This is a genomic window from Streptomyces tirandamycinicus (assembly GCF_003097515.1).
Lineage (GTDB): Bacteria > Actinomycetota > Actinomycetes > Streptomycetales > Streptomycetaceae > Streptomyces > Streptomyces tirandamycinicus.
Genome location: NZ_CP029188.1, coordinates 6,629,987 through 6,650,257 on the forward strand (window position 1 = coordinate 6,629,987; position 20,271 = coordinate 6,650,257).

16 protein-coding genes and 1 pseudogene are annotated in these 20,271 nt (G+C 73.1%); 12 read left to right on the forward strand and 5 right to left on the reverse strand.

Annotation, left to right across the window (positions count from 1 at the left end):
- Window positions 1–28 precede the first annotated feature (28 nt).
- Complete coding sequence (locus DDW44_RS28640; RefSeq protein ID WP_108908291.1) at window positions 29–1,762, forward strand: SagB family peptide dehydrogenase; 1,734 nt, start codon at window positions 29–31, stop codon at window positions 1,760–1,762.
- A gap of 36 nt (window positions 1,763–1,798) precedes the next feature.
- Here the strand turns inward: DDW44_RS28640 and DDW44_RS28645 are convergent.
- Window positions 1,799–3,038, reverse strand: a pseudogene (locus DDW44_RS28645) (IS110 family RNA-guided transposase).
- Window positions 3,039–3,281: 243 nt separating this feature from the next.
- On the opposite strand from DDW44_RS28645, the gene DDW44_RS28650 reads away from it, so the two are divergent.
- The 6 genes from DDW44_RS28650 to DDW44_RS28675 all read left to right on the forward strand — a co-directional run bounded on the left by DDW44_RS28650 (window position 3,282) and on the right by DDW44_RS28675 (window position 12,512).
- Window positions 3,282–6,122 carry a lantibiotic dehydratase gene (locus tag DDW44_RS28650; RefSeq protein WP_425275673.1) on the forward strand — a complete coding sequence of 947 codons (2,841 nt, stop codon included), beginning with the start codon at window positions 3,282–3,284 and terminating at the stop codon, window positions 6,120–6,122.
- Window positions 6,123–6,322: 200 nt separating this feature from the next.
- Window positions 6,323–7,381, forward strand: a complete 1,059-nt coding sequence (locus tag DDW44_RS28655) for a lantibiotic dehydratase C-terminal domain-containing protein (protein WP_108908293.1) — start codon at window positions 6,323–6,325, stop codon at window positions 7,379–7,381.
- Window positions 7,378–8,622, forward strand: a complete 1,245-nt coding sequence (locus DDW44_RS28660) for a zinc metalloprotease (RefSeq protein WP_108908294.1) — start codon at window positions 7,378–7,380, stop codon at window positions 8,620–8,622. The genes DDW44_RS28655 and DDW44_RS28660 overlap by 4 nt, the downstream gene beginning before the upstream one ends.
- A 42-nt stretch (window positions 8,623–8,664) precedes the next feature.
- The gene (locus DDW44_RS28665) at window positions 8,665–9,597 is read left to right on the forward strand and encodes an ABC transporter ATP-binding protein (RefSeq protein WP_108908295.1); all 933 of its coding nucleotides are present in this window, start codon (window positions 8,665–8,667) and stop codon (window positions 9,595–9,597) included.
- Window positions 9,598–9,807: 210 nt separating this feature from the next.
- Window positions 9,808–10,560 (forward strand): ABC transporter permease, encoded by a 753-nt coding sequence (locus tag DDW44_RS28670; RefSeq protein ID WP_108908296.1) that lies wholly within the window; start codon window positions 9,808–9,810, stop codon window positions 10,558–10,560.
- The gene (locus DDW44_RS28675; RefSeq protein WP_108908297.1) at window positions 10,557–12,512 is read left to right on the forward strand and encodes a TOMM precursor leader peptide-binding protein; all 1,956 of its coding nucleotides are present in this window, start codon (window positions 10,557–10,559) and stop codon (window positions 12,510–12,512) included. Before DDW44_RS28670 ends, DDW44_RS28675 begins: the two co-directional genes overlap by 4 nt.
- A 206-nt stretch (window positions 12,513–12,718) precedes the next feature.
- Here the strand turns inward: DDW44_RS28675 and DDW44_RS28680 are convergent, their stop codons facing one another.
- Window positions 12,719–12,895 (reverse strand): thiazolylpeptide-type bacteriocin, encoded by a 177-nt coding sequence (locus DDW44_RS28680; RefSeq protein WP_017948544.1) that lies wholly within the window; start codon window positions 12,893–12,895, stop codon window positions 12,719–12,721.
- A 221-nt stretch (window positions 12,896–13,116) separates the two neighbouring features.
- Between DDW44_RS28680 and DDW44_RS28685 the strand changes: the two genes are divergently transcribed.
- Both DDW44_RS28685 and DDW44_RS28690 read left to right on the forward strand, forming a co-directional pair.
- On the forward strand, window positions 13,117–14,346 hold the full coding sequence (locus tag DDW44_RS28685) for an amidohydrolase (protein ID WP_108908298.1): 1,230 nt from the start codon (window positions 13,117–13,119) through the stop codon (window positions 14,344–14,346).
- Window positions 14,343–14,603, forward strand: a complete 261-nt coding sequence (locus tag DDW44_RS28690; RefSeq protein ID WP_018890433.1) for a hypothetical protein — start codon at window positions 14,343–14,345, stop codon at window positions 14,601–14,603. Before DDW44_RS28685 ends, DDW44_RS28690 begins: the two co-directional genes overlap by 4 nt.
- Before the next feature lie 100 nt (window positions 14,604–14,703).
- Here the strand turns inward: DDW44_RS28690 and DDW44_RS28695 are convergent, their stop codons facing one another.
- Window positions 14,704–15,690, reverse strand: coding sequence for a LuxR C-terminal-related transcriptional regulator (locus DDW44_RS28695; protein ID WP_017948547.1), 987 nt, complete (start codon window positions 15,688–15,690; stop codon window positions 14,704–14,706).
- 437 nt (window positions 15,691–16,127) lie between these two features.
- Between DDW44_RS28695 and DDW44_RS28700 the strand changes: the two genes are divergently transcribed.
- Together DDW44_RS28700 and DDW44_RS28705 are read left to right on the forward strand one after the other, a co-directional pair.
- A complete protein-coding gene (locus DDW44_RS28700; RefSeq protein ID WP_108908299.1) occupies window positions 16,128–16,574 on the forward strand; it encodes an SRPBCC family protein in 447 nt (148 codons plus the stop codon).
- 333 nt (window positions 16,575–16,907) lie between these two features.
- The gene (locus DDW44_RS28705; RefSeq protein WP_108908300.1) at window positions 16,908–17,645 is read left to right on the forward strand and encodes a flavodoxin family protein; all 738 of its coding nucleotides are present in this window, start codon (window positions 16,908–16,910) and stop codon (window positions 17,643–17,645) included.
- An 88-nt stretch (window positions 17,646–17,733) separates the two neighbouring features.
- On the opposite strand, the gene DDW44_RS28710 is transcribed toward DDW44_RS28705, so the two are convergent.
- Both DDW44_RS28710 and DDW44_RS28715 read right to left on the reverse strand, forming a co-directional pair.
- Window positions 17,734–18,489 (reverse strand): DUF4142 domain-containing protein, encoded by a 756-nt coding sequence (locus tag DDW44_RS28710; RefSeq protein WP_244224141.1) that lies wholly within the window; start codon window positions 18,487–18,489, stop codon window positions 17,734–17,736.
- Window positions 18,490–18,791: 302 nt separating this feature from the next.
- Window positions 18,792–19,178 carry a hypothetical protein gene (locus tag DDW44_RS28715; protein ID WP_018890437.1) on the reverse strand — a complete coding sequence of 129 codons (387 nt, stop codon included), beginning with the start codon at window positions 19,176–19,178 and terminating at the stop codon, window positions 18,792–18,794.
- Between the two features lie 511 nt (window positions 19,179–19,689).
- Between DDW44_RS28715 and DDW44_RS28720 the strand changes: the two genes are divergently transcribed.
- Window positions 19,690–20,244 carry a DUF6328 family protein gene (locus DDW44_RS28720; protein WP_108908302.1) on the forward strand — a complete coding sequence of 185 codons (555 nt, stop codon included), beginning with the start codon at window positions 19,690–19,692 and terminating at the stop codon, window positions 20,242–20,244.
- Window positions 20,245–20,271: the final 27 nt, after the last annotated feature.

Here is a 20,271-nt window from a genome sequence, read left to right on the forward strand (position 1 = left end):
CGGCACCCCACGGAAAAGGAGCACCCCCATGGGGTACGCCCACGACTACGCCGCCGCGATCATGCGGCGGGGCAGGGTCCCGATGCCACCGGCCGACTTCGTCCCGAACTGGGCCGACGGCCCGCGGAAGACCAAGTTCTATCCGGGCGCCGACACCGTGCCGCTGCCCGGCCACACCATGCCGCCCGGGGCGACGGTCGGCCGCGGACTGGCCCCGGACCACGACGGCCCCGGTCACGTCGGCCCCGGCGACGACGGCCGGGACCATGACGGCCGGGACCACGTCGGCCCCGGTCACGATGGCCGGGACCACGCGGGCCCCGGTCACGACGGCCGGGACCACGCGGGCCCCGACCGCGACCGCCCGGAGCGCCCCTTCGACCTGCCCGCCCTGTCCGGCATGCTGCGGGACTCCTACGGGCTCACCGGGCGCCGCCTCGGCGTCCAGGCCAACACCGACCTCGACGCGCTGCCGTTCCACCCGCTCGCCAACTGGTCCCGCGGCACCGCGTCCGGCGGAGGCCTCTACCCCGTCAGCGTCTACTGGGTGTCCGGGCCCAGCGGCCCCCTGCCGCCCGGAGTGCACTACTACGCGACCCGGCACCACGCCCTGCAGCGCCTGCTCGCCGGCGATGTCTCCGGAGAGGTGCGCGAGGCCCTCGGCGACCCGGCCTCCGCGGGCGAACGAGCCGCCGGTACCGACCAGTTCCTCGTGCTCGGGGTCAAGTACTGGCAGAACGCGTTCAAGTACAACTCCTTCTCCTTCCACGCCGTCACCATGGACGTCGGCACCGTGCTGCAGACCTGGCGGATCTGGGCCCGGGCGCAGGGCCTGCGCGTCGAGCCGCTGATGTGGTTCGACGAGCGCAGACTGGCCCGGCTGCTGGGGATCCGGACCGAGGACGAGGGCGTGTTCGCCGTCGTGCCGCTGCGCTGGGAGGGCGCGCGGGCCAGGCCCGCGCCGCCGGCGGACACCGCGACCGTCCGCCGCCGCGACGCCGAACGCTCGCGCACCGTCCTCACCTTCGACGCGGTGCGGAGGATGCAGGCGGCCACGGAGGAGCACGCCGCCCGCCGGCCCGCCGCGGGGGCGCTCGCCCCGGCAGCCGCTCCGGTCCCCGACCGCGGGCTGCCGGCCGTCCCGCTGCCCGCGCCGACGCCGCTGGACACCGATGTGCGCACCGCGCTGCGCGACCGCCGCAGCAGCTTCGGCCGGTTCGACGCCCGGCGGCCCCTGAGCGCCGAGCACCTGGCGTCCTGCCTGGCGGCCGCGGCCGACGGCGCGTCCCTCGGCGGCGACACCGGCACCGGTACCACCCGGATCGCCGGTCTGTACGCCTTCGTCGGCCACACCGAGGGCATCACCCCCGGCGCCTACGCCTACGACCCGGCGGCACACGCCCTGCGGCTGGTGAAGGCGGGGCCGCCCGGCACCTTCCTGCAGAAGAACTACTTCCTGGCCAACTACAACCTGGAGCAGACCGGCGCGGTCCTCGTGCCGACCGTCCGCACCGGCGCGGTGCTCGACACCGTCGGCGACCGCGGTTACCGGATCGTCAACGCCGTGGTCGGCGCGATCTCGCAGAGCGTCTACACCGCCGCCTCCGCCCTCGGCGTCGGCTGCGGCGTCGCGCTCGGCTTCGACAACGTCGCGTACTCCGAGGAACTCGGCCTCGAACGCACCGGAGAGTCACCCCTGCTGATCATGATGCTCGGCAGCGAACGGCCCGCGCCCGCCGACTTCCGCCACGAGATCGCCTGATTCGAAAATCCACCGTCCCGTGTCTGTACCTGCTGGTCAGGCAGCTCCTTCTGTTTGGAGGGTGACTTGGTAGCCGAGTTGGTTGAGCTGGCTCACCAGGCGTCGGGTCTGCCTGGCCCGGCCGGTGCGTTCGATGAAGTAGTGGCCGCCGAGGTCGGCGTATTCGGCGTCGTGGGTGAACATGTGCCAGACGGCGGTCAGGATCGAGTGCTCCAGGGCGACCAGCGCGCGTTTCTTGCCGCGGCGGGCGACGATGCGCCGGTAGCGGGCGGCGAGGTAGGTGTCCTTGGTCCGCGATGCGGACACGGCGGCCTGGCCGAGAGCGGCCTTCAGCCAGGGATCGCCGGCGGGTCTTGCCGCTGCCGGTTCTGCCGCCGGACTGGTGGTTGCCGGGACACACCCCGGCCCAGGAGGCCAGGTCGGCCGCACTGGGGAAGCGGGTGATGTCGGCGCCGATCTCGGAGAGGATCACCTGTGCTGCCCGGGTGTCGACGCCGGGGATGGTCACGAGGAGTTCGATGCGGCGGCGAAAGGGCTGCAGCATCACCTCGATGTGCTCGCTGAGCTTGGTCTCGGTGGCGGTGCAGGCGTCGATCCGGTCCAGCATCGCCCGGGCCAGGAAGGCGTGGTGGGCGGTGAAGTTCCCGGTGAGGGCCTCGACGAGGGCGTCGGTCTTGCGGCGCATGCTGCCTTTGGCCAGGTCGGCGAGGTCGTGCGGGTCGCGCTCGCCGGCGATGAGGGCCTCGAGCATCGCGCGGCCGGAGACGCCCAGGATGTTGGAGACGGTGGCGGACAGCTTGATGCCGGTGTCCTCCAGCAGTTTCTCCAGCCGCTGGGTCTCCCGGGTGCGTTCGCGGATGATCTCGGTGCGGTAGCGGGTGACGTCCCGCAGCTGCCGGATCGGCTCCGGGGGCACGAAGCTGGGGCGGACCAGGCCGTGTTCGACAAGCGTGGCGATCCACTCGGAGTCCTTGACGTCGGTCTTGCGGCCGGGCACCGACTTCATGTGCCGGGCGTTGAGCAGCCAGCACTCCATGTCGTGTTCCAGCAGGTAGAACACCGGTTTCCAGTACACGCCGGTGGCTTCCATGCCGACCACGGTGATGCCCTCGGCGAGCAGCCAGTCCCGCATCGCCAGCAGACTGGAGGTCACCGCGGAGAAGGTCCGCACCTCGCTGCGGCGCCTCGTGCCGGTGCCGCTGGGCACGCGGATGCAGACCTTCACGTCGATCTTGCTGATGTCGATTCCTGCGCAGCGTTCGTGGATCACTTCCATCCCGTCGGCACCCCCTCCAGTCGTCGGCCGCGAGCACGCGACCGTCCGGCGGGGGTCCGGCAGGCGGAAGAGTCTGATTCACGTGCTCGGAGCAACACATCCGGGTGCCTGTCGGTGGACCCCCAGCGTCCTACTGACCCACGGGCTCGGAACGCGCCAAGGCGAGACGACGTCCGCCGGACGACCACGCACCGATTTTCACGCACACAGGGTGTCGCCGTCAGGCGACCGGACTACTGACCCATGAGAACCGGAAGGGTGGGGACCACGATGCCGTTCATGCTCCGCGTCGCCGGGCTGCCCGTCGACAGCGTCCGCGCACTGCGTTGCCCGGCGAGCCGCCGCTGGGCCGACGACGTGCTCGCCGAGACCGAGCGGCTGGCCGCCGAGGGCACCCGCCTCGGCGACCTGCTGCACGGGCTGATCGGCCACAACGAGGACGAGTCGTCCCGGCGGCTGCTGCTCGCCCTGCGCCGCGCGGTGTTCAACAACCGGCTGCCCGGCGAGGCGAGCAGCGCTCTCGCGCAGGTCCGTGCGCACGACCCGGACACCGCGGGGATGCTGGAGAACTGGGTCGCCGACCGCCGCGCACTCGACGCCCGCCGGTCGGAGGGCGCCGCGCTGGTGGCCCGCGAGACCGGCCGTGCCCGGGCCGCCCTCGGGCGGCTGGCGGGGGAGCCGCGGCTGCGCGGCGGCCTGCTGCTGGCGTCCCCCACGCTCGACGCCCAACTCGACGAGTGGCGGGGGCGGCTGGCCGCCGACCCGGACCGTACGCCCGGCAAGCGGGACCGCAAGATCGAGCGCTCCCTGCTGGCGTACCTGTACCGCACGGCGTGCAAGACGAGCCCGTTCAGCACGTTCACCGGTGTGGTGCCGGGGGAGTTCGCGGTGGGGGAGTGCGCGAAGGTGGAGTCCGCGGCGGGGGAGTTCGCGGTGGCGGAGCCCGCGGAAGAGGAACCCGCGCCGAAGGAGTGGGCGCAGGGCGGTTCGGGGCGCGGCGGGACCCCGGCCGGCGTGGGCGAGGACCCGGCCTCCGGCGCCCGTGACGCCCTGGCCGTCCACGTCGGCGACGAGTGGACCGGCCGCGCCCGGCTCAACGTGGCCGCGCTCGGCCGCCTCGCCGACGCGGTCACCGCTGACCCGGCCCGGCGCGCCGATCTGCCTCTCGCCCTCGCGCCGGGCTGGGGCCGCGTCGGCGACCGGGTGCGCTATGTGCGCCGCTGGGTCACCTCCGGCGACGAGGACACCGCCGTCACCTTCGACGCCGTCCGCGACCGGTTGTTCTTCCTGCGGCGCAGCGGCACCCTGGAGCGGCTCATCGCGCTCCTGGAGGAGCGCGGCAGCCTCCGCCACGGGGAACTCGCCGCATGGCTCGCCGCCGACCGCGAAGCCACCGAGGCCGAGGCGGAGCAGTACCTGACCGCCCTGCTCGACATCGGCATGGTCCAGGTCCCCGGACTGCGCACCGCGGTCCACGACACCGATCCGCTGCGCGCCTTCCAGGACTCGCTCCGGCTCCTCGGCAGCGACTGGGCCACCGGACTCGCCGAACGCCTCGACACACCGCTGTCCCGCGTGGACCGCTTCGCCGCCGCGACGCCCGGCGAACGCCGCGAGCTGCTCCACGGCCTCCGGAACGACCTGCACGGTGTGCAGACGGAACTGGGTGCCGGGCGCGGCAGGGTGCCGCAGACGGTGCTGTACGAGGACGTCGCCGCGGGCCGGGAGGTGCGGCTGCCGCTCGACGCCTGGACGCGCTCGGTGGCGGGTTCGCTCGGCGCGGTCGAACGCGTCCTGCCCGCCTTCGACCTCACCCTGCCGCAGCGGATCACCTTCAAGGGGTTCTTCCTCGCCCGCCACGGCCGCGGCGGGCGCTGCGACGACCTGCTGAAACTCGTCCACGACTTCCACGAGGACTTCTTCGACCAGTACCTCTCCTTCACGTCCCGGCGAACCCCCTTCGACGCCGAGGGCCGTTACGTACCGGAGGAGAACTGGCTCGGTCTGCCCGAGCTCAAGGCCCTCGACGCCGCCCGCCAGACGTTCGCCGAGGGGATGCGCGGCCTGTGGGAGACCCGCGGAAGCGACGGGGAACTCGCCGTCGGGGAATCGCTGCTGGCCGAGGTCGCGGCCGAACTCGAACCGGTCGCACCGTCGTTCGTGCCCCTGAGCCACCACGTCCAGCTGGCCGTCCCCCGCGACGGCGGGCCGCTGGCGGTGCTCAACCGGTCGTACGGCGGGGTCTCGTTCCCGTTCAGCCGCTTCGCCGACTGCTTCGAGGGCCTGGAGGACCGGCTGCTGCGGCGCTCCGTCGAACTCTGCCCGGACGGAGCCGTCCTCGCCGAGGTCACCGGCGGTCCGGTCACCAGCAACCTCAACCTCCACGGACGGCTGACCGAGTACGAGATCGTCTGCCCCGGTGAGCGCGCCACCCTGCCCGAGCCGTACAGCCTCCACCTCGACGATCTGCACCTGGTGCACGACGAGGTCGGCGACCGGCTCGTCCTGCGGTCGGCCCGGCTCGGCCGCGAGGTCGTGCCCGTCTACCTCGGCTACCTCGTACCGCTCGCCCTGCCGGAGCTCCCCCGGACCCTGCTGCTGCTCTCACCGAGCTCCATGTCCCCGCTGAACGTGTGGGGCGGTGTGCCCGGGGGCGACCCCGTCGGCGGGGTCACCCGCAGACCCAGGGTCCGGCACGGCAGCGTCGTGCTCAGCCGGCGAAGCTGGAGCGCACCCGCCTCCGCTCTGCCGCCGCCCGGCAGGGGCCGGACTCAGGAGGAGTGGTTCCTGGGATGGCACTCCTTCCGGCGCGCCCACCGGCTCCCCGACCGGGTGTTCGTCACCGTGACGGACGGCGGGGCGCGCGGCGCGACCGGAGCGAAGCCGCAGTACGTCGACTTCGACAGCCCGCTGTCCCTCGCGGCGTTCGAGGCGACCCTCAGAACGGCGGAGGCCCGTGTGGTCTTCCGCGAGATGCTGCCCGACGAGAACGGACTGCACGTGTCGTCCGCGCGGGGCCGCCATGTCGCCGAACTGGCCGTGGAGACCACGGCCGTCCCCACCCGACCGAAGGGACGACGTTGACCACGACCGCCGCCGACGGCACACAGCCCGCCCACGGTTCCCCGGCCGCCTCCGGTACCGGCCCCGGTCCCGGCCCTGCCTCCGCCTCCGGTTCCGGTCCCGGTTCCGGCCCTGCCTCCGCCTCCGGTCCTGGTTCCGACTCCGGGGCTGCGTCCGGAGCTGCGCCCGGTGCCACCTCCGGGTTCGGGCCTGCTCCGGCCGTGGCCCGGGACTGGCAGGCCACCCATGTCTTCTACGCGGCCAACCCCCGGCCCATGCTCCTGCAGTGCATCAGGCCCCTGGTGGCCGGCCTGGAGGCGGACGGGCTGATCTCCGGCTGGTTCTTCATCAACTACTGGCTGGAGGGGCCGCACGTCCGGCTGCGGCTGAAGCCCTCCTCCGCGCAGGCCGCGCCGGAGGTACGCCGCCGTACCGAGGAGGCCTTGGACGCCTTCCTCGCCGAACGCCCCGCCCTCTACGAGGTCGACTCGGGCTTCCTCAACGACTTCTACAACACGCTGTTCGACATCGAGTTCCCCGGCGCGGAGCGTGGCCACTACACCGACGCCCAGGGCCGGATGCGGCTGCGCCCCAACAACTCCCGCAGCGCGGAGCCGTACGAGCCCGAGTACGGCAAGTACGGAGGCCCCGCGGGAGTCGCCCTCGCCGAATGGCACTTCCGCCACTCCAGCGACCTGGTCGTCGACGCCTTCCGCACCAAGAACCTGCATCTGCGCACGGTGCTGCTCGGCACGTCCGCACAGCTGATGATGGTCATGTCCGGCACGTTCCTCCACGGGGACACCGAGCTCGCCGACTACCTGGACAGCTACTACACCTTCTGGCACCGGGCCTTCCCCGGCACGGGGTTCATCGGCAGCGAGGAGTACGACCGCAACTACGCCGCCATGGCCCCCTCACTGGCCGGGCACTTCACCCGCGTCCGTGCCGCCACCCGCGACGGAGCACCGGGCAGACTGCCGTCGTTCCTGGCCGGCTGGGCCGAGCACTGCGCCGAACTGCGCACCCGCGCCGAGAAGCTGGCCACCGACGGCGACCTGGTGTTCCGCTCCTGGGACGGCGCGCGCGACGAACACGTCACCGACCCGGCGGCCGCACTCCCGCTGCTGCTCTCCCCGTACATGCACATGACCAACAATCGGCTGCACGTGACCATCAGGGACGAGGCGTACCTCGCGCACGTCCTGAGCCGCGCCCTGCGCGAGCCCGGACCCGTACGCGAGCCCGGACCCGGACCCGGCCCCGGGGAGGCGCGGTGACCGCCCCGGCCGTACCGGCGCGCTACCGTCCCGCGCTCCGCCCCGGGGTGCTCCTCAGCGATCCGCTGCTCCACGGACCGGACCTCGTCCATCTGATCAAGAACACCGGGAGCGGAAAGTCCTTCAAGGTCGGCCCACGGGAACACTTCCTGATCTCCCGCATGGACGGCACCCGGACCGTGGAGGAGATCGGGGCCGACTACGCGGGGCGGTTCGGGCGGCGCCTCGGGGACTCCCACTGGCGGTCGCTGCTGGCACTCCTCGGCTCCCGCGACCTCCTCGCGGGCCACTCCGGTGCCACCTCCGCGCCGGGGGGCCGCTCTGCCGGATCCCCGGTCGCGCCGGGGGGCCACACGGCCGGTCCCCGCTCGACGCCGGCGTCCGCCCAAGCGCCCGGCTCCCACTCTCCCTTGGAGGCCGCGTCCCGCTCGACCGCCCCGTCCGGCGCCGAAGCGCCCGCCGTCCGGGGACTGCTGCGCGGCAGCGTCCGCCTCGTCGCGGACGCGGACGCGACCGCGACCCGGCTCCACCGCACCGTCCGGTACCTGCTCTCACCCGCCGCGCTGCTGCCGCTGCTGGCGCTGACCGCCGTCATGGAGACCACCCTGGTGCTGCGCCTCGGTGAGCTCCTCGACGCCACCGCCGCCCTGTTCACCGCCCCGGCACTCCTGCTCGCGGTCGCCACGCTGCTGTGGCTGAGTACCGCCCTGCACGAACTCGCCCACGGCGTCCTCGCGCACCACCACGGCGGCCGGGTGTCCGAGATAGGGCTGCGCTGGCGCCTTCCCGTGGTCATCATGTACTGCACCGTGGACGACTTCCTCCATCTGCCCGGAAGGCGAGGCAGAATCGCCACCGCCGCGGCGGGCGCCGCGATGAACCTGCTGTTCCTGCTGCCGTTCTTCGCCGTCTGGGCGCTCGCCCCGCTCGACCAGGCCACCCGGCAGGCGGTCGGCGCGCTCCTGCTGCTCGGCAGCGTGCAGGCGTTCACGATGCTGCTCCCGCTGCCGCCCCTCGACGGGTACCGGATCGCCGCCCAGCTCCTGGGCGCCACCGGACTCGCGGCTTCCACGGCCGTGTACCTGAGACTCCTGCTCCGGCGCGACCCGGCCGCCGCCCGCTACCCCCGGCGGGCCCGTCGCGCCTACACCGCCTACGGAGCGGCCGTCGCGCTGACCCTCGTCCTGCTCGCGGCCGCCGCTTCGGCCGCGGTCCACCACTACCTCACCACCGCGCCGTGACGGCCCTCGGGCCGCGTTTCCGCACCCACGAAGGAGAGTTCCATGCCCCCCACCGCCGGCCCGCAGGACGACCCCGCCGTCGTCCTTGACGACGTGCACAAGCGCTACGGCGCCGTCCAGGCCGTCGACGGCGTGTCCCTGACCGTCCCCCGCGGTGAGTTCTTCGGACTGCTCGGGCCCAACGGCGCCGGCAAGACGACCCTCGTGGAGATCATGGAGGGGCAGCGGCGTGCGGACTCGGGCGGCATCGCCGTCCTCGGGCACAGCCCCTGGCCCAGGAACCCGGCACTCCTCGCCCGCATAGGCGTCCAGACCCAGTCGTCCGCGTTCTTCGTCCGGCTCACCGCACGGGAGCACCTGCGCACGGTGGCCGCCCTGTACCGCGTGGACGACGCCGCCGCCGAGCGCGCGCTGGCCTCCGTCGGCCTCACCGAGCACGGCGGCGCCCGTGTCGACGACCTCTCCGGGGGGCAGCGGCAGCGGCTCGCCATCGCCTCCGCCCTGGTCCACCAACCCGAACTGATCTTCCTCGACGAGCCGACCGCGGCCCTCGATCCGCAGGCCCGCAGGGCGCTGTGGCAGGTGCTGCGCGATCTCAAGGGCGAAGGCCGCACCATCGTCTACACCACCCACCACCTCGACGAGGCCGAGGAGCTGTGCGATCGGGTGGCGATCCTCGTCGGCGGCCGTGTCGTCGCGCTGGACAGCCCGGGCAGGCTGATCGAGCAGGGCAGCCCGACCACCCGGCTGCTCGTTCCCGCCGAGCGGCTGGACCTGGAGACGGCCCGGGGCATCCCGGGTGTCGAACGCGCCACCCTCGACGGCGACTCGGTGGTGCTGGAGACCCTCGACGCCGGAAGCGTGCTCGCCGCGGTCGACGCCGTCGCGGGACTCCGCGGAGTCCGCACCCGCACCGCCGGACTGGAGGACGTCTATCTCCAGCTGACCGGCGTGCCTGAGGACCCCAGCGCGTAGCCGACCCCGACCTCGACCGGAACCCGCCCCGACCCGAACCGGCCCCGGGCCGAACCGCCCCAGGCCGCCGCCAGGTGCAGGAACCACCGGCACCGACCCTGCCCCAGCTCCCAGCCGCACCTTCCCTGCCCCCGCCCTACCCCTTCCCCCGCCCCGCCCCGCCTCCCGCCGGCGCCGAACGCCGGCCGACGAACCACGGAGACCTCCGCCATGAGCGCCTACGCCGCGCTGACCACCGCCGGATACCGGGCCTACACCCGGGACCGGACCACGCTCTTCTTCACCTTCGCCTTCCCCCTGCTGTTCCTCGTCGTCTTCGGCCTGATCTTCAGCGGGCAGGACGTCGAGCAGAGCGGCCGGCCGTACATCGAGCACATCGCCCCCGGCGTGCTCGCCTGGGGTGTCGGCAACGCCGCCGTGTTCGGGGTCGCGTTCGTCCTGATGCAGTGGCGCCGCGACGACATCCTGCGCCTCATCCGGATGACGCCGACGCCCGTCTCCGCGGTCATCGCGTCCCGTTACGTGGTGGCGGTCGCCGTCGGTGTCGTCCAGGCCGTGCTGTTCGTCGCCGTGGCCATGCTGCCGTTCTTCGGGCTGGGCGTCGCCGGGAGCTGGCCGCTGGCGCTGCCCGTGCTCGTCCTCGGCATCACGGCCTTCCTGATGCTGGGAGTGATCGTCGGCTCGTACGCCAAGACCCCCGAGGCCGTCGCCGCGGTCGCCAACTGCCTGATGATCCCGATGGCGTTCCTGTCCGGCTCGTTCCTCCCGCTGGACATGATGCCGGACTGGATGCAGACCCTGTCGCGGGTGCTGCCGCTGCGCTACCTCAACGACGGTGTCTCGGGCGCGCTCACCGGCGGCAGCACCGGCGGAGTCCTCCTCGACTGCGGTGTACTCGCCGGCTTCGCCGTGGTGCTCGGCGCCGTCGCCGTCAGGACGTTCCGCTGGAGCGACTCGTCATGACCACCGCCGCTTCCCCGACCGCCGCCACTTCACCGACCAGCGCCCTCCAGGACGGGCTCGCCGCCCGGCGCACCGTGCTCGGGGCCGCCGCCCTCCCCGCACCGCTCGTCGTGCCCCTCGGCGCCGCGGACGTCCTCGGCACCGGCGCCCCCGACCCGTACGCCGCCACCCGGCCCCGGGCCAACGTCCAGCTGACCGCCCGCGCCGTCCTGATCGGCCCCTGGGGCGGGGCCCGTGAACCGGCGTGCGGTCAGTGCCTCGCCATGCGCTGGCAGCGACTGCGCAGCCGTTCCGAACGGGAGGCGCTCGAACGCGGCCGGACGCCGCACGGCGCCACGGGCTGGCCGCTGCTCACCCCCTACGCCGTCGACGCGGTGTGGGCCGTGTACCGGGCCGCCCTGGGCGGAGAGCTCTCGCCACCGGCGGAGGCCCCGGCCGACCGGACACTGCCCCAGGTGACCCGCGTCGATCTGGGGACCCTCGCGACCGTGACCTTCCCCCTGCTGCCCGAACCCCTCTGCCCGTCCTGCGTCACGACCGTCCCCGAGACCGCGGACGCCGCCCCGGCCCGGCTGCGGCCCGCCCCCAAACCGCACCCCGGCCGCTACCGGCTGCGCCCGGCCTCCTCGTACGCCCTCCCCGAACAGGCGCTCGCCAACCCCGTCTGCGGAGCGCTCGGCGCCCGCACCTGGATCAACCCCGCCTCGACCACCACCGCCCCCGTCGCCGGGACCAACTTCGTCCGCGGCTACGCCGGCCTGAACGACGTGACCTGGAGCGGCCAGGCCAACAGCTACGCCGCCAGCCGTACGCTGGCCCACCTGGAGGGCCTGGAACGCTACGCGGGCACCCACCGCCGCCGCGGCACCACCCCCGTGACGGCCTCGTACGACGACCTCGTCGCCGCGGGCACCCCGGCCCTCGACCCCGCGGCACGCGGCCTCTACGCCCCGGAGACCTATGCGCGCGACCCGCTCGTCAGCCCCTTCGACCCGGCCCGGGAGATCCCCTGGGTCTGGGGCCGTTCGCTGCGTGACGACCGGCCGGTGCTCGTCCCCGCCCGCCTCGCCCACTACAGCGTGGGAACGGACGCGGACAACTTCGTCTTCGAGTGCTCCAACGGCTGTGCGACCGGCGGCAGTCCGGAGGAGGCGATCCTCTTCGCCCTGCTCGAGATCATCGAGCGCGACGCGTTCCTGCTGGCCTGGTACGGGCGCGCCCCGCTCACCGCGATCGACCTCCGCAGCTGCCGGCGCGCCTCGATCCGCGCCATGACCGACCGGGCGGCGCTGCACGGCTACGACGTCCTCGCCCTCGACACCACCATGGACCTCGCCGTGCCCGTGGTCACCGCGCTCGCCGTCCGCCGCGACGGCGGCCCCGGCACCCTGTCCTTCGCGGCAGCGGCCGGATTCGACCCCGAGGAGACCGTCGAGTCCGCGCTCTCGGAGGTGCTCACCTACATCCCGCACCTTCCGCACCAGGTGGCCGACCGCCGCGGCGAACTCCTCGACATGGCTCGGGACTACGCCAAGGTGCTCCACCTCAAGGACCACGCCCAGCTGTTCGGCCTGCCCGAGATGGCGGTCCACGCGCGGGAGTTCCGGGAGCCGGTGGACGTGCTGCCGCTGGACGCGGCGTTCCGCGACTGGACGGACTCCGTGCGGCCTCGGACCGGCGACCTCCGCGACGATGTGCGCTTCCTGGTCCGGCGTCTCGCCGACGCCGGACTCGACGCCGTCGTCGTGGACCAGACGACCCCGGAGCAGCGCCGGTCGGGTCTGCACACGGTCGCCATGGTCGTTCCCGGCATCCTGCCGCTGGACTTCGGCTGGTCACGGCAGCGGGCCCTGCTGATGCCGAGGCTGCGGACCGGGCTGCGCGACGCGGGACGGCGCCCGGACCTGCTGCCCGGATCGGAGATCAGGGCCGTGCCGCATCCGTTTCCGTGACGGGCAACCCGGGGGCGGGTGGGCCGTGCCGCCAACCCGGCGCGGTCCGAACCGCCGGCGCCGTGCCCGGTGCGGCGCCGTGCTCGCTGTGGCACGGTCCGAAGCGGCGTCGTCCGCCCGGGTACGCCGACGGCCTCCCGCCCCGCGGAAACGCCCGCGGGGCGGGAGGCCGTGGCCCGTCCGGCGGACGGCACGCGCTCCCGGGATCAGGCGCTGCAGGAGGTGGTGCTGGTGGTGCTGGAGCAGGTCGACGTCGAGGAGCACGACGTCGAGCCGGCCAGGACGACCTCGGCGGCGTCCGAGTAGTCCGAGATCTCGAAGGTCTCGGACTCCAGCTCCAGGATCTCGTCGGCGAGCGTGGCGAGTTCGGGCTTCGGGGTCATCTGCGTCTCCCTCGGTGTGCGGGGCCGGCCGGCGGGTCCGGCGGTCTCCCTCGCTCGGGCCATTGCAGCCGAACGGCCTTTCACCTCACCTCGGCTCTCACTGACACTTCGCTGACACCTCGTGTCAGCAAAACGCCGGGCGTCTGTCGTGCGGGCCGGGGACGCTGGCGGGCGAGCCGCCTTCCGGTCCGCCGTAGCCGCACCGAAGGGCAAGGAGCCCGATGAACGCAGCAGAACTCCCGCGGGACGTCCTGAGGGACGCCATCGCGCTGTACGTCGACCTGCACGCCCATCCGGAGCTCTCGGGCGCGGAGGTGCGCACCGCCGGGGTGCTCGCCGCCCGGCTCGAGCAGGACGGCTGCACCGTCACCCGCCGTGTCGGCGGTCACGGCGTCGTCGGCGTGTTCCGCAACGGCCCGGGCCCCACGGTGATGGTCCGGGCCGAACTCGACGCGCTGCCGGTACGGGAACGCACCGGCCTCAAGTACGCCAGCACCGTTCCCGGCGTCATGCACGCCTGCGGACACGATCTGCACACCGCGGCTGCCGCCGGCGCGGTCTCCCTTCTGGCCGCCTCCCGCGACTCCTGGCGGGGCACCCTGGTGCTCGTCGGGCAGCCCGCGGAGGAGACCCTCAGCGGCGCCCGGGCCATGCTCGACGACGGCCTCTACGACCGGTTCGGAACGCCGGACGCGGTGCTCGCCCAGCACTGCGCACCGCTGCCCGCCGGAAGTGTCGCCCACGGGCGGGGCCCGCTGATGTCCGCCGGTGTCACGCTCGACGTGGTCGTGCACGGCCGCGGCGGGCACGCGGGCACCCCGCACCTGGCCGTCGACCCCGTGGTGACCGCCGCCGCCGTCGTGATGCGGCTCCAGACGGTGGTGTCGCGGGAGTCCGCGCCCGGCGAGCGGGTCGTGCTCACCGTCGGTTCGCTGCACGCCGGGGACCGGGCCAACGTGATCCCCTCGGAAGCCCGGCTGTCCGTCTCCGTCAGAGCGTTCACCGACGCCGCCCTGACCCGGGTGACCGAGGCCGTCCGGAGAGTCGTGAGGGCCGAGTGCGCCGCCTCCGGCTGCGACCGCGAACCGGAGATCACGGTCGCGGCCGCCTCGCCCATGCTGGAGGCACACCCGGAGACGGCCCGACGTGTGCGCCGCGCACACCAGGACGCCTTCGGGACGCACCGGGTGACCGGCTGGCCCGGATCGACGGCGACCGAGGACTTCCCCCACTACGCCGCGGGCGGGGTGCCGGTCGCCTACTGGATGCTCGGTGCCACCGGCGCCCGGCAGTGGCGTGCGGCGCGCGCCGGCGGCGAACCGGTGCCGGCCAACCACACGGACACCTTCGCCCCCGACGTGCGCACCGCCCTCCCGGCCGGTGTCACCGCGATGGCCACGGCCGCACGGAGCCTGCTCGGCGCTCCCGGCCACCGGGCGGCCGCACCGTGACGACCCCCGGCCGAACGGACTACGTCGACATCGTCGCGGTGCGCGACGACCGGTCCGCACCCGCGGGCGAGACCACCGTCATCCGGCTGCTGGGCCTGCTGCCCGGCCACTGGCCCTGCCTGCCCGAGGTCCGTGCCGACCGCATCCGGCTGCGGATCGCCCTCGACGCGGTCACCGATCCGCGCACCGTCAGCAGCGCCGTCAGCCGGGCACTGGCGGACTCGGCGCTGCGCGGCTGGTCCCGCCACCGGGACTGACCGGCCGCGGCAGGGGCACGGCACCGGCGGCGGCCGCGCCGTCCTCCGGGCGGCCGGGGGCATCGCGCCGCGGTTCCGGGACGGGACGGCGGCCGGACCGTCACACCCAGCCGCGTTCCCGTGCCAGCAGCGCCGCATGGGCGCGGTTCACCGCCCCCAGCTTCTGCATGATGTCCGCGACATGGCGCCGGTACGTCCGCACCGACACGCCCAGCTCCCGCGCCCCCACCTCGTCCTTGCCGGCCGAGCACATCGACAGCAGCACCCGCTGCTCGGTCCCGGTCAGCCGCTGCTGCTCGCCCTCCGGCCCGGCCACCGCGGTCAACTGCTCGGCCTGCGACCAGATCTGCTCGAACAGGGCGATGATGTTCGCCACCAACCCGTTGCTGCGGGCCAGCAAGGCGCCCCGCGCCGTGTTGCGCGGATCCACGGGCACCAGGGCCGTATGGCCGTCGTACACCAGGATCCGCTCGGATATGTTCTCCGCCACCCTGATCAGCGCGCCTTCCGCGACCAGCTCCCGCAGATAGCCCGCCGTGGGCGGATGGTCGAGGGCGGCTCGCAGCACCACGTTCCTGATGCGCACCCCCCTGCGCAGACAGCGCATGTCCAGCGGCCGCGACCGGGTGATGTTCTCGGCCGACAGCCTGGTGTACGGCTCCACCGAGAGGATCTCCTCACGCGCGAAGAACGCGAGGTCCTCGATGCGGTTGCGGATGTCGTCCAGCCCGTGCAACTGCTCGATGCCCTGCGACGCCATCAACTCGCCCTGCTCGGCCCGCAGCCCCTGGACGACGTGCCGGGCCTGCGTGACCCGCTGCAACTCCTGGTGCAGGGCGTGGAGCCGGGCGTCCGTCAGCCGGGCCACGGCCACCTCGGGATCCGCCGGTGCGATGCGGCCGTCGGTCCCCGTGGGGTGGATCAGCCCGAGTCGGCGCAGCCGCTCCAGGCAGCGTTCCGGGTCCTGCTCGCGGCCGGACCCGATCTTGCCGGCGAGCGCATGCAGGTCCTCGACCGTGGTGTCGGGATGGCGCAGACAGTGCCGATAGAGCTCCTCATCCGCGGCGGACACGCCGAACACGGCCATCTCGTTCTCACGCAACGCGCCCTCGGGGTATGAGTTCGGTCCGCCGGGAAGAGGGTGACCCCCGGCTTCGTACCACCGAAGGTTATCCCGCATACCAGGCATTCGGCCCTACTCCTCCCGCACCCGTCGTTCACGCCGTTTCGCAGTCTCGTACGGAACGCTCGCCTCCGGGACGGGCCGGGAGCGAGAGCCGGTACCTTCCGCCCGCGCGCCGTCACGGTGATGCCGTGACCCGGCGGGGTCTGACGGCGGTTCGGCACCCGCACCGCCACCCGCGAACGACTCGTACGCCCCGGCCACCGCCGGTGCGGGGCCGGAGTCCCGAAACTGTTCCGCGATCCGGTCATCAACGGCGCCGCGCCGGGTACGCGGGCGACCACGGGGACGACCGTCCCCACGGCCCGCCCCGGCGCGGGCCCGAACGAGAGGAGACGAAGATGTCGCAGGTCGAGGAGTCCGTCGAGGTCGACGTCCCGGTGCGTACGGCGTACAACCAGTGGACCCAGTTCGAGTCCTTCCCCGAGTTCATGGAGGGTGTGGAGCGGGTCGACCAGCTCTCCGACAGCCTGACCCACTGGACCACGTCGATCGGCGGCGTCGAGCGGCAGTTCGACGCGAAGATCACCGAGCAGATCCCGGACGAGCGCGTCGCGTGGACCACCGTCGAAGGGGAACGCCAGGCCGGAGTGGTGACGTTCCACCGCCTGTCCGACGGCAGGACCAAGGTCATGCTGCAGATGGACTTCGATCCCCAGGGCCTGGCCGAGACGGTTGGGGACAAGCTCGGCTTCGTCAAGCGCCGGGTCAGCGGCGACCTCGAGCGTTTCAAGAGCTTCATCGAGTCCCGCGGTACGGAGACCGGAGCGTGGCGCGGCGAGGTGTGAGACGGGCGCCCGGGGCGCGCGTCACCACCGGCGGTGAACACCCACCACCCCTGTCCCCGGCCCACGTCGAGCGCCGCTGCGGACCGGCCCACGCCGGGGCGGAGGGGCCTCGTGCCTCCTGGGTACGGCGCCGTACCCAGGAGGCCGGGGCGGGGCTGTCACGGCGCGCGGGGCCGGGCGGCAGGGGTGTCCCGGGGCCGGGTGGTCCGTCGGCTGACGGAGTGATCGTGGACCGGCCGCTGCGCCGCAGCGGCCCGTGCGCCGGCCCCGCCAGCACGATGGACGCGCCGAACCCCGGTGAACGCCACTGCGGAGGACCCACAGGAGGACCTCGTGACCACTCAGCCGTCCGGCTCTGCCGCGCCGTCCGTTCGATACGACGACCTGCGCGCCCTCTTCGTCAACTGCACCTTGAAACGCTCACCCGAGACCAGCAACACCCAGGGGCTGCTCGACCGGAGCCGCGAGCTGATGGAGCGCCAGGGAGTCGCGGTCGACGTCGTCCGCGCCGTCGACCACGACATCGCCACCGGTGTCTGGCCGGACATGACCGAACACGGCTGGGAGACCGACGCCTGGCCGTCGCTCTACGAGAAGGTGATGTCGTCCGACATCCTCGTGCTCGCCGGTCCCATCTGGCTGGGCGACAACAGCTCGGTGATGAAGCGGGTGATCGAGAGGCTGTACGCCTGCTCCAGCCTGCTCAACGACAGGGGGCAGTACGCCTACTACGGACGGGTCGGCGGCTGCCTGATCACCGGGAACGAGGACGGCGTCAAGCACTGCGCCATGAACGTGCTCTACAGTCTCCAGCACCTCGGCTACACCATCCCTCCGCAGGCCGACGCCGGCTGGATCGGCGAAGCCGGCCCGGGACCGTCCTACCTCGACCCCGGCTCGGGCGGGCCCGAGAACGAGTTCACCCACCGCAACACCACGTTCATGACCTGGAACCTGATGCACCTGGCCGCGATGCTCAGGCAGGCGGGCGGCATCCCCGCGCACGGCAACCAGCGCACGGAGTGGGACGCCGGCTGCCGCTTCGACTCCCCGAACCCGGAACACCGGTAGTCCCGGCCGTCGCCGGACTCCGTCCGGCGTGAACCGCGGTGCCGGTCGGGGTGGGAGGGGGCCCGATGTCCCCTCCCGGCACCGCGCCTCACTGGCTGGGGGTGACGGACTTCTCGACCTCCGCGAGGGTGTCGCTGTCGACCAGGCCGGTGTCCTCCAGGACCTCCATGTGATCCAGGACCGTCTGGTTGGCCTGCCGCGCATGACGGCGGATCAGGTCGTTCTGCGTGGCCGCCCGCACCTCTGCGATGGTGGCGAAGATCTTTCCGTGCGATGAGCGCAGCACGTTGGCGAAGAGGCGGTCGAACTCGGCCCCTCGGGCGTTCTCCAGCTGCCGCACCCACTCCTGCTGCTCATCGGTCGCCTCGTCGGGAATCGGCACCCCCAGGATCCTCGCGTCCTCGCGGACCAGTTGGTCGAGCTTGCTGTGACCGTCCAGCAGATGCAGACCGGCGCGCTTGACGGCCTCGCTCGACGCGTTCGTCTGGGCCAGCCGGCCCGCCGGGATCTCCCACAGGCCCGCCTGGCGCACCTTGACGAGGAACGTCTTGTCGATCTCCGTCACCGGCTGCGGCCCGGCAGGAGCCTGCCCCGCCTCGTCCGCCGCGCCGTCCTTCTGTGCGCCGGTCGCATGGCCGGTGCCGGACGAGTACCCGTATCCCGCCCCCGCGCTCTGGCCGTAGCCCTGCCCGGCGACCCCGGCCGGTGCCTGGGTGGCCGACGCATCGCCGTCACTTCCCCGGGTGGCGATCAGCACCGTCGCGATGACGGCGCACACGGCGGCGAGGACGGCCAGGGTCCGCAAGGGGGCCCCCGACTCGGCTGCACGTCGGTTCGGACTCATGATGCCTCCGGGCTCGGCCTGGTCTTCGTGCCCGTGGGTGTCGCCGGGCGCTGTCTGCGGGGCGTCCGGCACGCCACGCAGACAGCAGTACGGACACGGGCGCCGATGCGTTCACCGCCCGCCCGGGTCTCCGGACGGCCTGTGACTCCGGACTGCCTGGGCCCCGGACGAGGTCGGGCCCCGGACGGGGTCGGGCCCCGGGGCGGGACTCCCGGCATCGGCAATCGGGACGCGGATCCCGGATGCCGTGCGCGGGAACCTCGGCCGCCCGAGGTGCCGAACCCCGACGGTCCGGGCAGGCCTCACCAGGGGATGCGGCGGGCGATGAGGCCGACCACGCGGTTCCGTTCGGCGATGACGGGGAGGGCGCACAGGCCGATGAAGCCCATGCCCGCGAACAGGGCCGACTGCAGGTAGAGCTCGCACATGCCCGAGCCCTCGCGGACCAGCTCGTAGCAGCTCGTCGCCATCAGGGCCCCGAGCACGCACATGCCGAGGAACACCAGCACCAGGAGAGCGCCGCCCAGCGCGTACGGCCAGCGGCGGGTCCGGGCGCGGTCGCCGGTACCACCGGTTCCGCAGGGCTCCCCGGCACCAGTGGTCTCCGGTCCTGCAGGCGCCGCGGGCCGCGACGGGGCATCAGGGCCGCCGACTCGGACGTCGGTGCCGGAGTGAGTCGACACGTACATGGATCGTTCACCTGCAGTCATCGCGGTCCGGTCGGTCAGTGCGAGAGGCGGTGTCCGCGGCGTCGCCGGGCGCCGACCGCCTCTGACTCCATTGGGCCCGAACGGGCGGCTTCTGTCCCGAGACGGGAATTCGGGGCTTGACACAGCCGGACGATCATGCGGGTCGCCAGGTCGCCAGGTCGCCGGGTCGCCGGGTCGCCGGGTCGCCGGGTCGCCAGGTCGCCAGGTCGCCAGGTCGCCAGGTGACCGGGTCACCGGGTGACTGGGGCACCGGGTCATCAGGTCCGGCGTCCGGGCGGCAGCTCGGAGCCGGTGGCGCTCGGCATGTTCGCCGCCCCCGGGGCCTGCCGTTCAGTGTTCCGTTCGTCCTCGCCGCACGGCCGAGGCTGCCCGAGCCCGCATGGTTGACCAGTCAACCGAGCTGACGGCCTGACGAGCGGAATCCGCCATTCGGGGGTACATATAGGGCACATCCCTCGAGTCGGTCACACCTCGACGAGGAGGACGCCTCATGAGCGGAGAGCGCCTGCGGGAGGAGAACGAGGGGCGGGACGCCCGTGTGGAGACGGAGGGCGGGCGGCGGGACGCCCGTGAAGAGACGGAAGACGAGCGGGCCGACCGCAAGTGGCAGGATCTCGTTCAGGAGATACGGGTGACGCAGATGGGTGTGCAGATCCTCTTCGGGTTCCTGCTGACCGTCGTCTTCACCCCGATCTTCCAGCAGCTGGGTCAGGCCGACAAGAGCATCTACATCGTGACGGTCATCCTCGGCTCCCTGGCGACCGGGGCCCTGGTCGCCCCGGTGTCGCTGCACCGCATCCTCTCCGGCCGGCGTGTCAAGCCGCAGACCGTCATGTGGGCTTCACGTCTCACATTCGTCGGGCTGATGCTGCTGCTCGCGACCCTGACAGGGGCGCTGTTCCTGATCCTGCGTACGGCGACGCACGACGCCGTCGTGCCCTACCTGGTGGCGGGTGTCCTCGCCTGGTACCTCCTGTGCTGGTTCGTCCTCCCGCTCTGGGCCCGGACGCGCTACACCGCGAACGACTCCGCCGACGACGCGTAGCCGTACGTCCGGGTCCGCGTGGCGTGC

Coding starts and splice junctions, on each gene's coding strand:
- DDW44_RS28700 (WP_108908299.1), top strand. CDS start 16,128: ATGTCGCAGGTCGAGGAGTCCGTCGAGGTCGACGTCCCGGTGCGTACG.
- DDW44_RS28650 (WP_425275673.1), top strand. CDS start 3,282: ATGAGAACCGGAAGGGTGGGGACCACGATGCCGTTCATGCTCCGCGTC.
- DDW44_RS28680 (WP_017948544.1), bottom strand. CDS start 12,895: ATGACCCCGAAGCCCGAACTCGCCACGCTCGCCGACGAGATCCTGGAG.
- DDW44_RS28675 (WP_108908297.1), top strand. CDS start 10,557: ATGACCACCGCCGCTTCCCCGACCGCCGCCACTTCACCGACCAGCGCC.
- DDW44_RS28670 (WP_108908296.1), top strand. CDS start 9,808: ATGAGCGCCTACGCCGCGCTGACCACCGCCGGATACCGGGCCTACACC.
- DDW44_RS28640 (WP_108908291.1), top strand. CDS start 29: ATGGGGTACGCCCACGACTACGCCGCCGCGATCATGCGGCGGGGCAGG.
- DDW44_RS28685 (WP_108908298.1), top strand. CDS start 13,117: ATGAACGCAGCAGAACTCCCGCGGGACGTCCTGAGGGACGCCATCGCG.
- DDW44_RS28665 (WP_108908295.1), top strand. CDS start 8,665: ATGCCCCCCACCGCCGGCCCGCAGGACGACCCCGCCGTCGTCCTTGAC.
- DDW44_RS28715 (WP_018890437.1), bottom strand. CDS start 19,178: ATGTACGTGTCGACTCACTCCGGCACCGACGTCCGAGTCGGCGGCCCT.
- DDW44_RS28710 (WP_244224141.1), bottom strand. CDS start 18,489: ATGAGTCCGAACCGACGTGCAGCCGAGTCGGGGGCCCCCTTGCGGACC.
- DDW44_RS28720 (WP_108908302.1), top strand. CDS start 19,690: ATGAGCGGAGAGCGCCTGCGGGAGGAGAACGAGGGGCGGGACGCCCGT.
- DDW44_RS28695 (WP_017948547.1), bottom strand. CDS start 15,690: ATGGCCGTGTTCGGCGTGTCCGCCGCGGATGAGGAGCTCTATCGGCAC.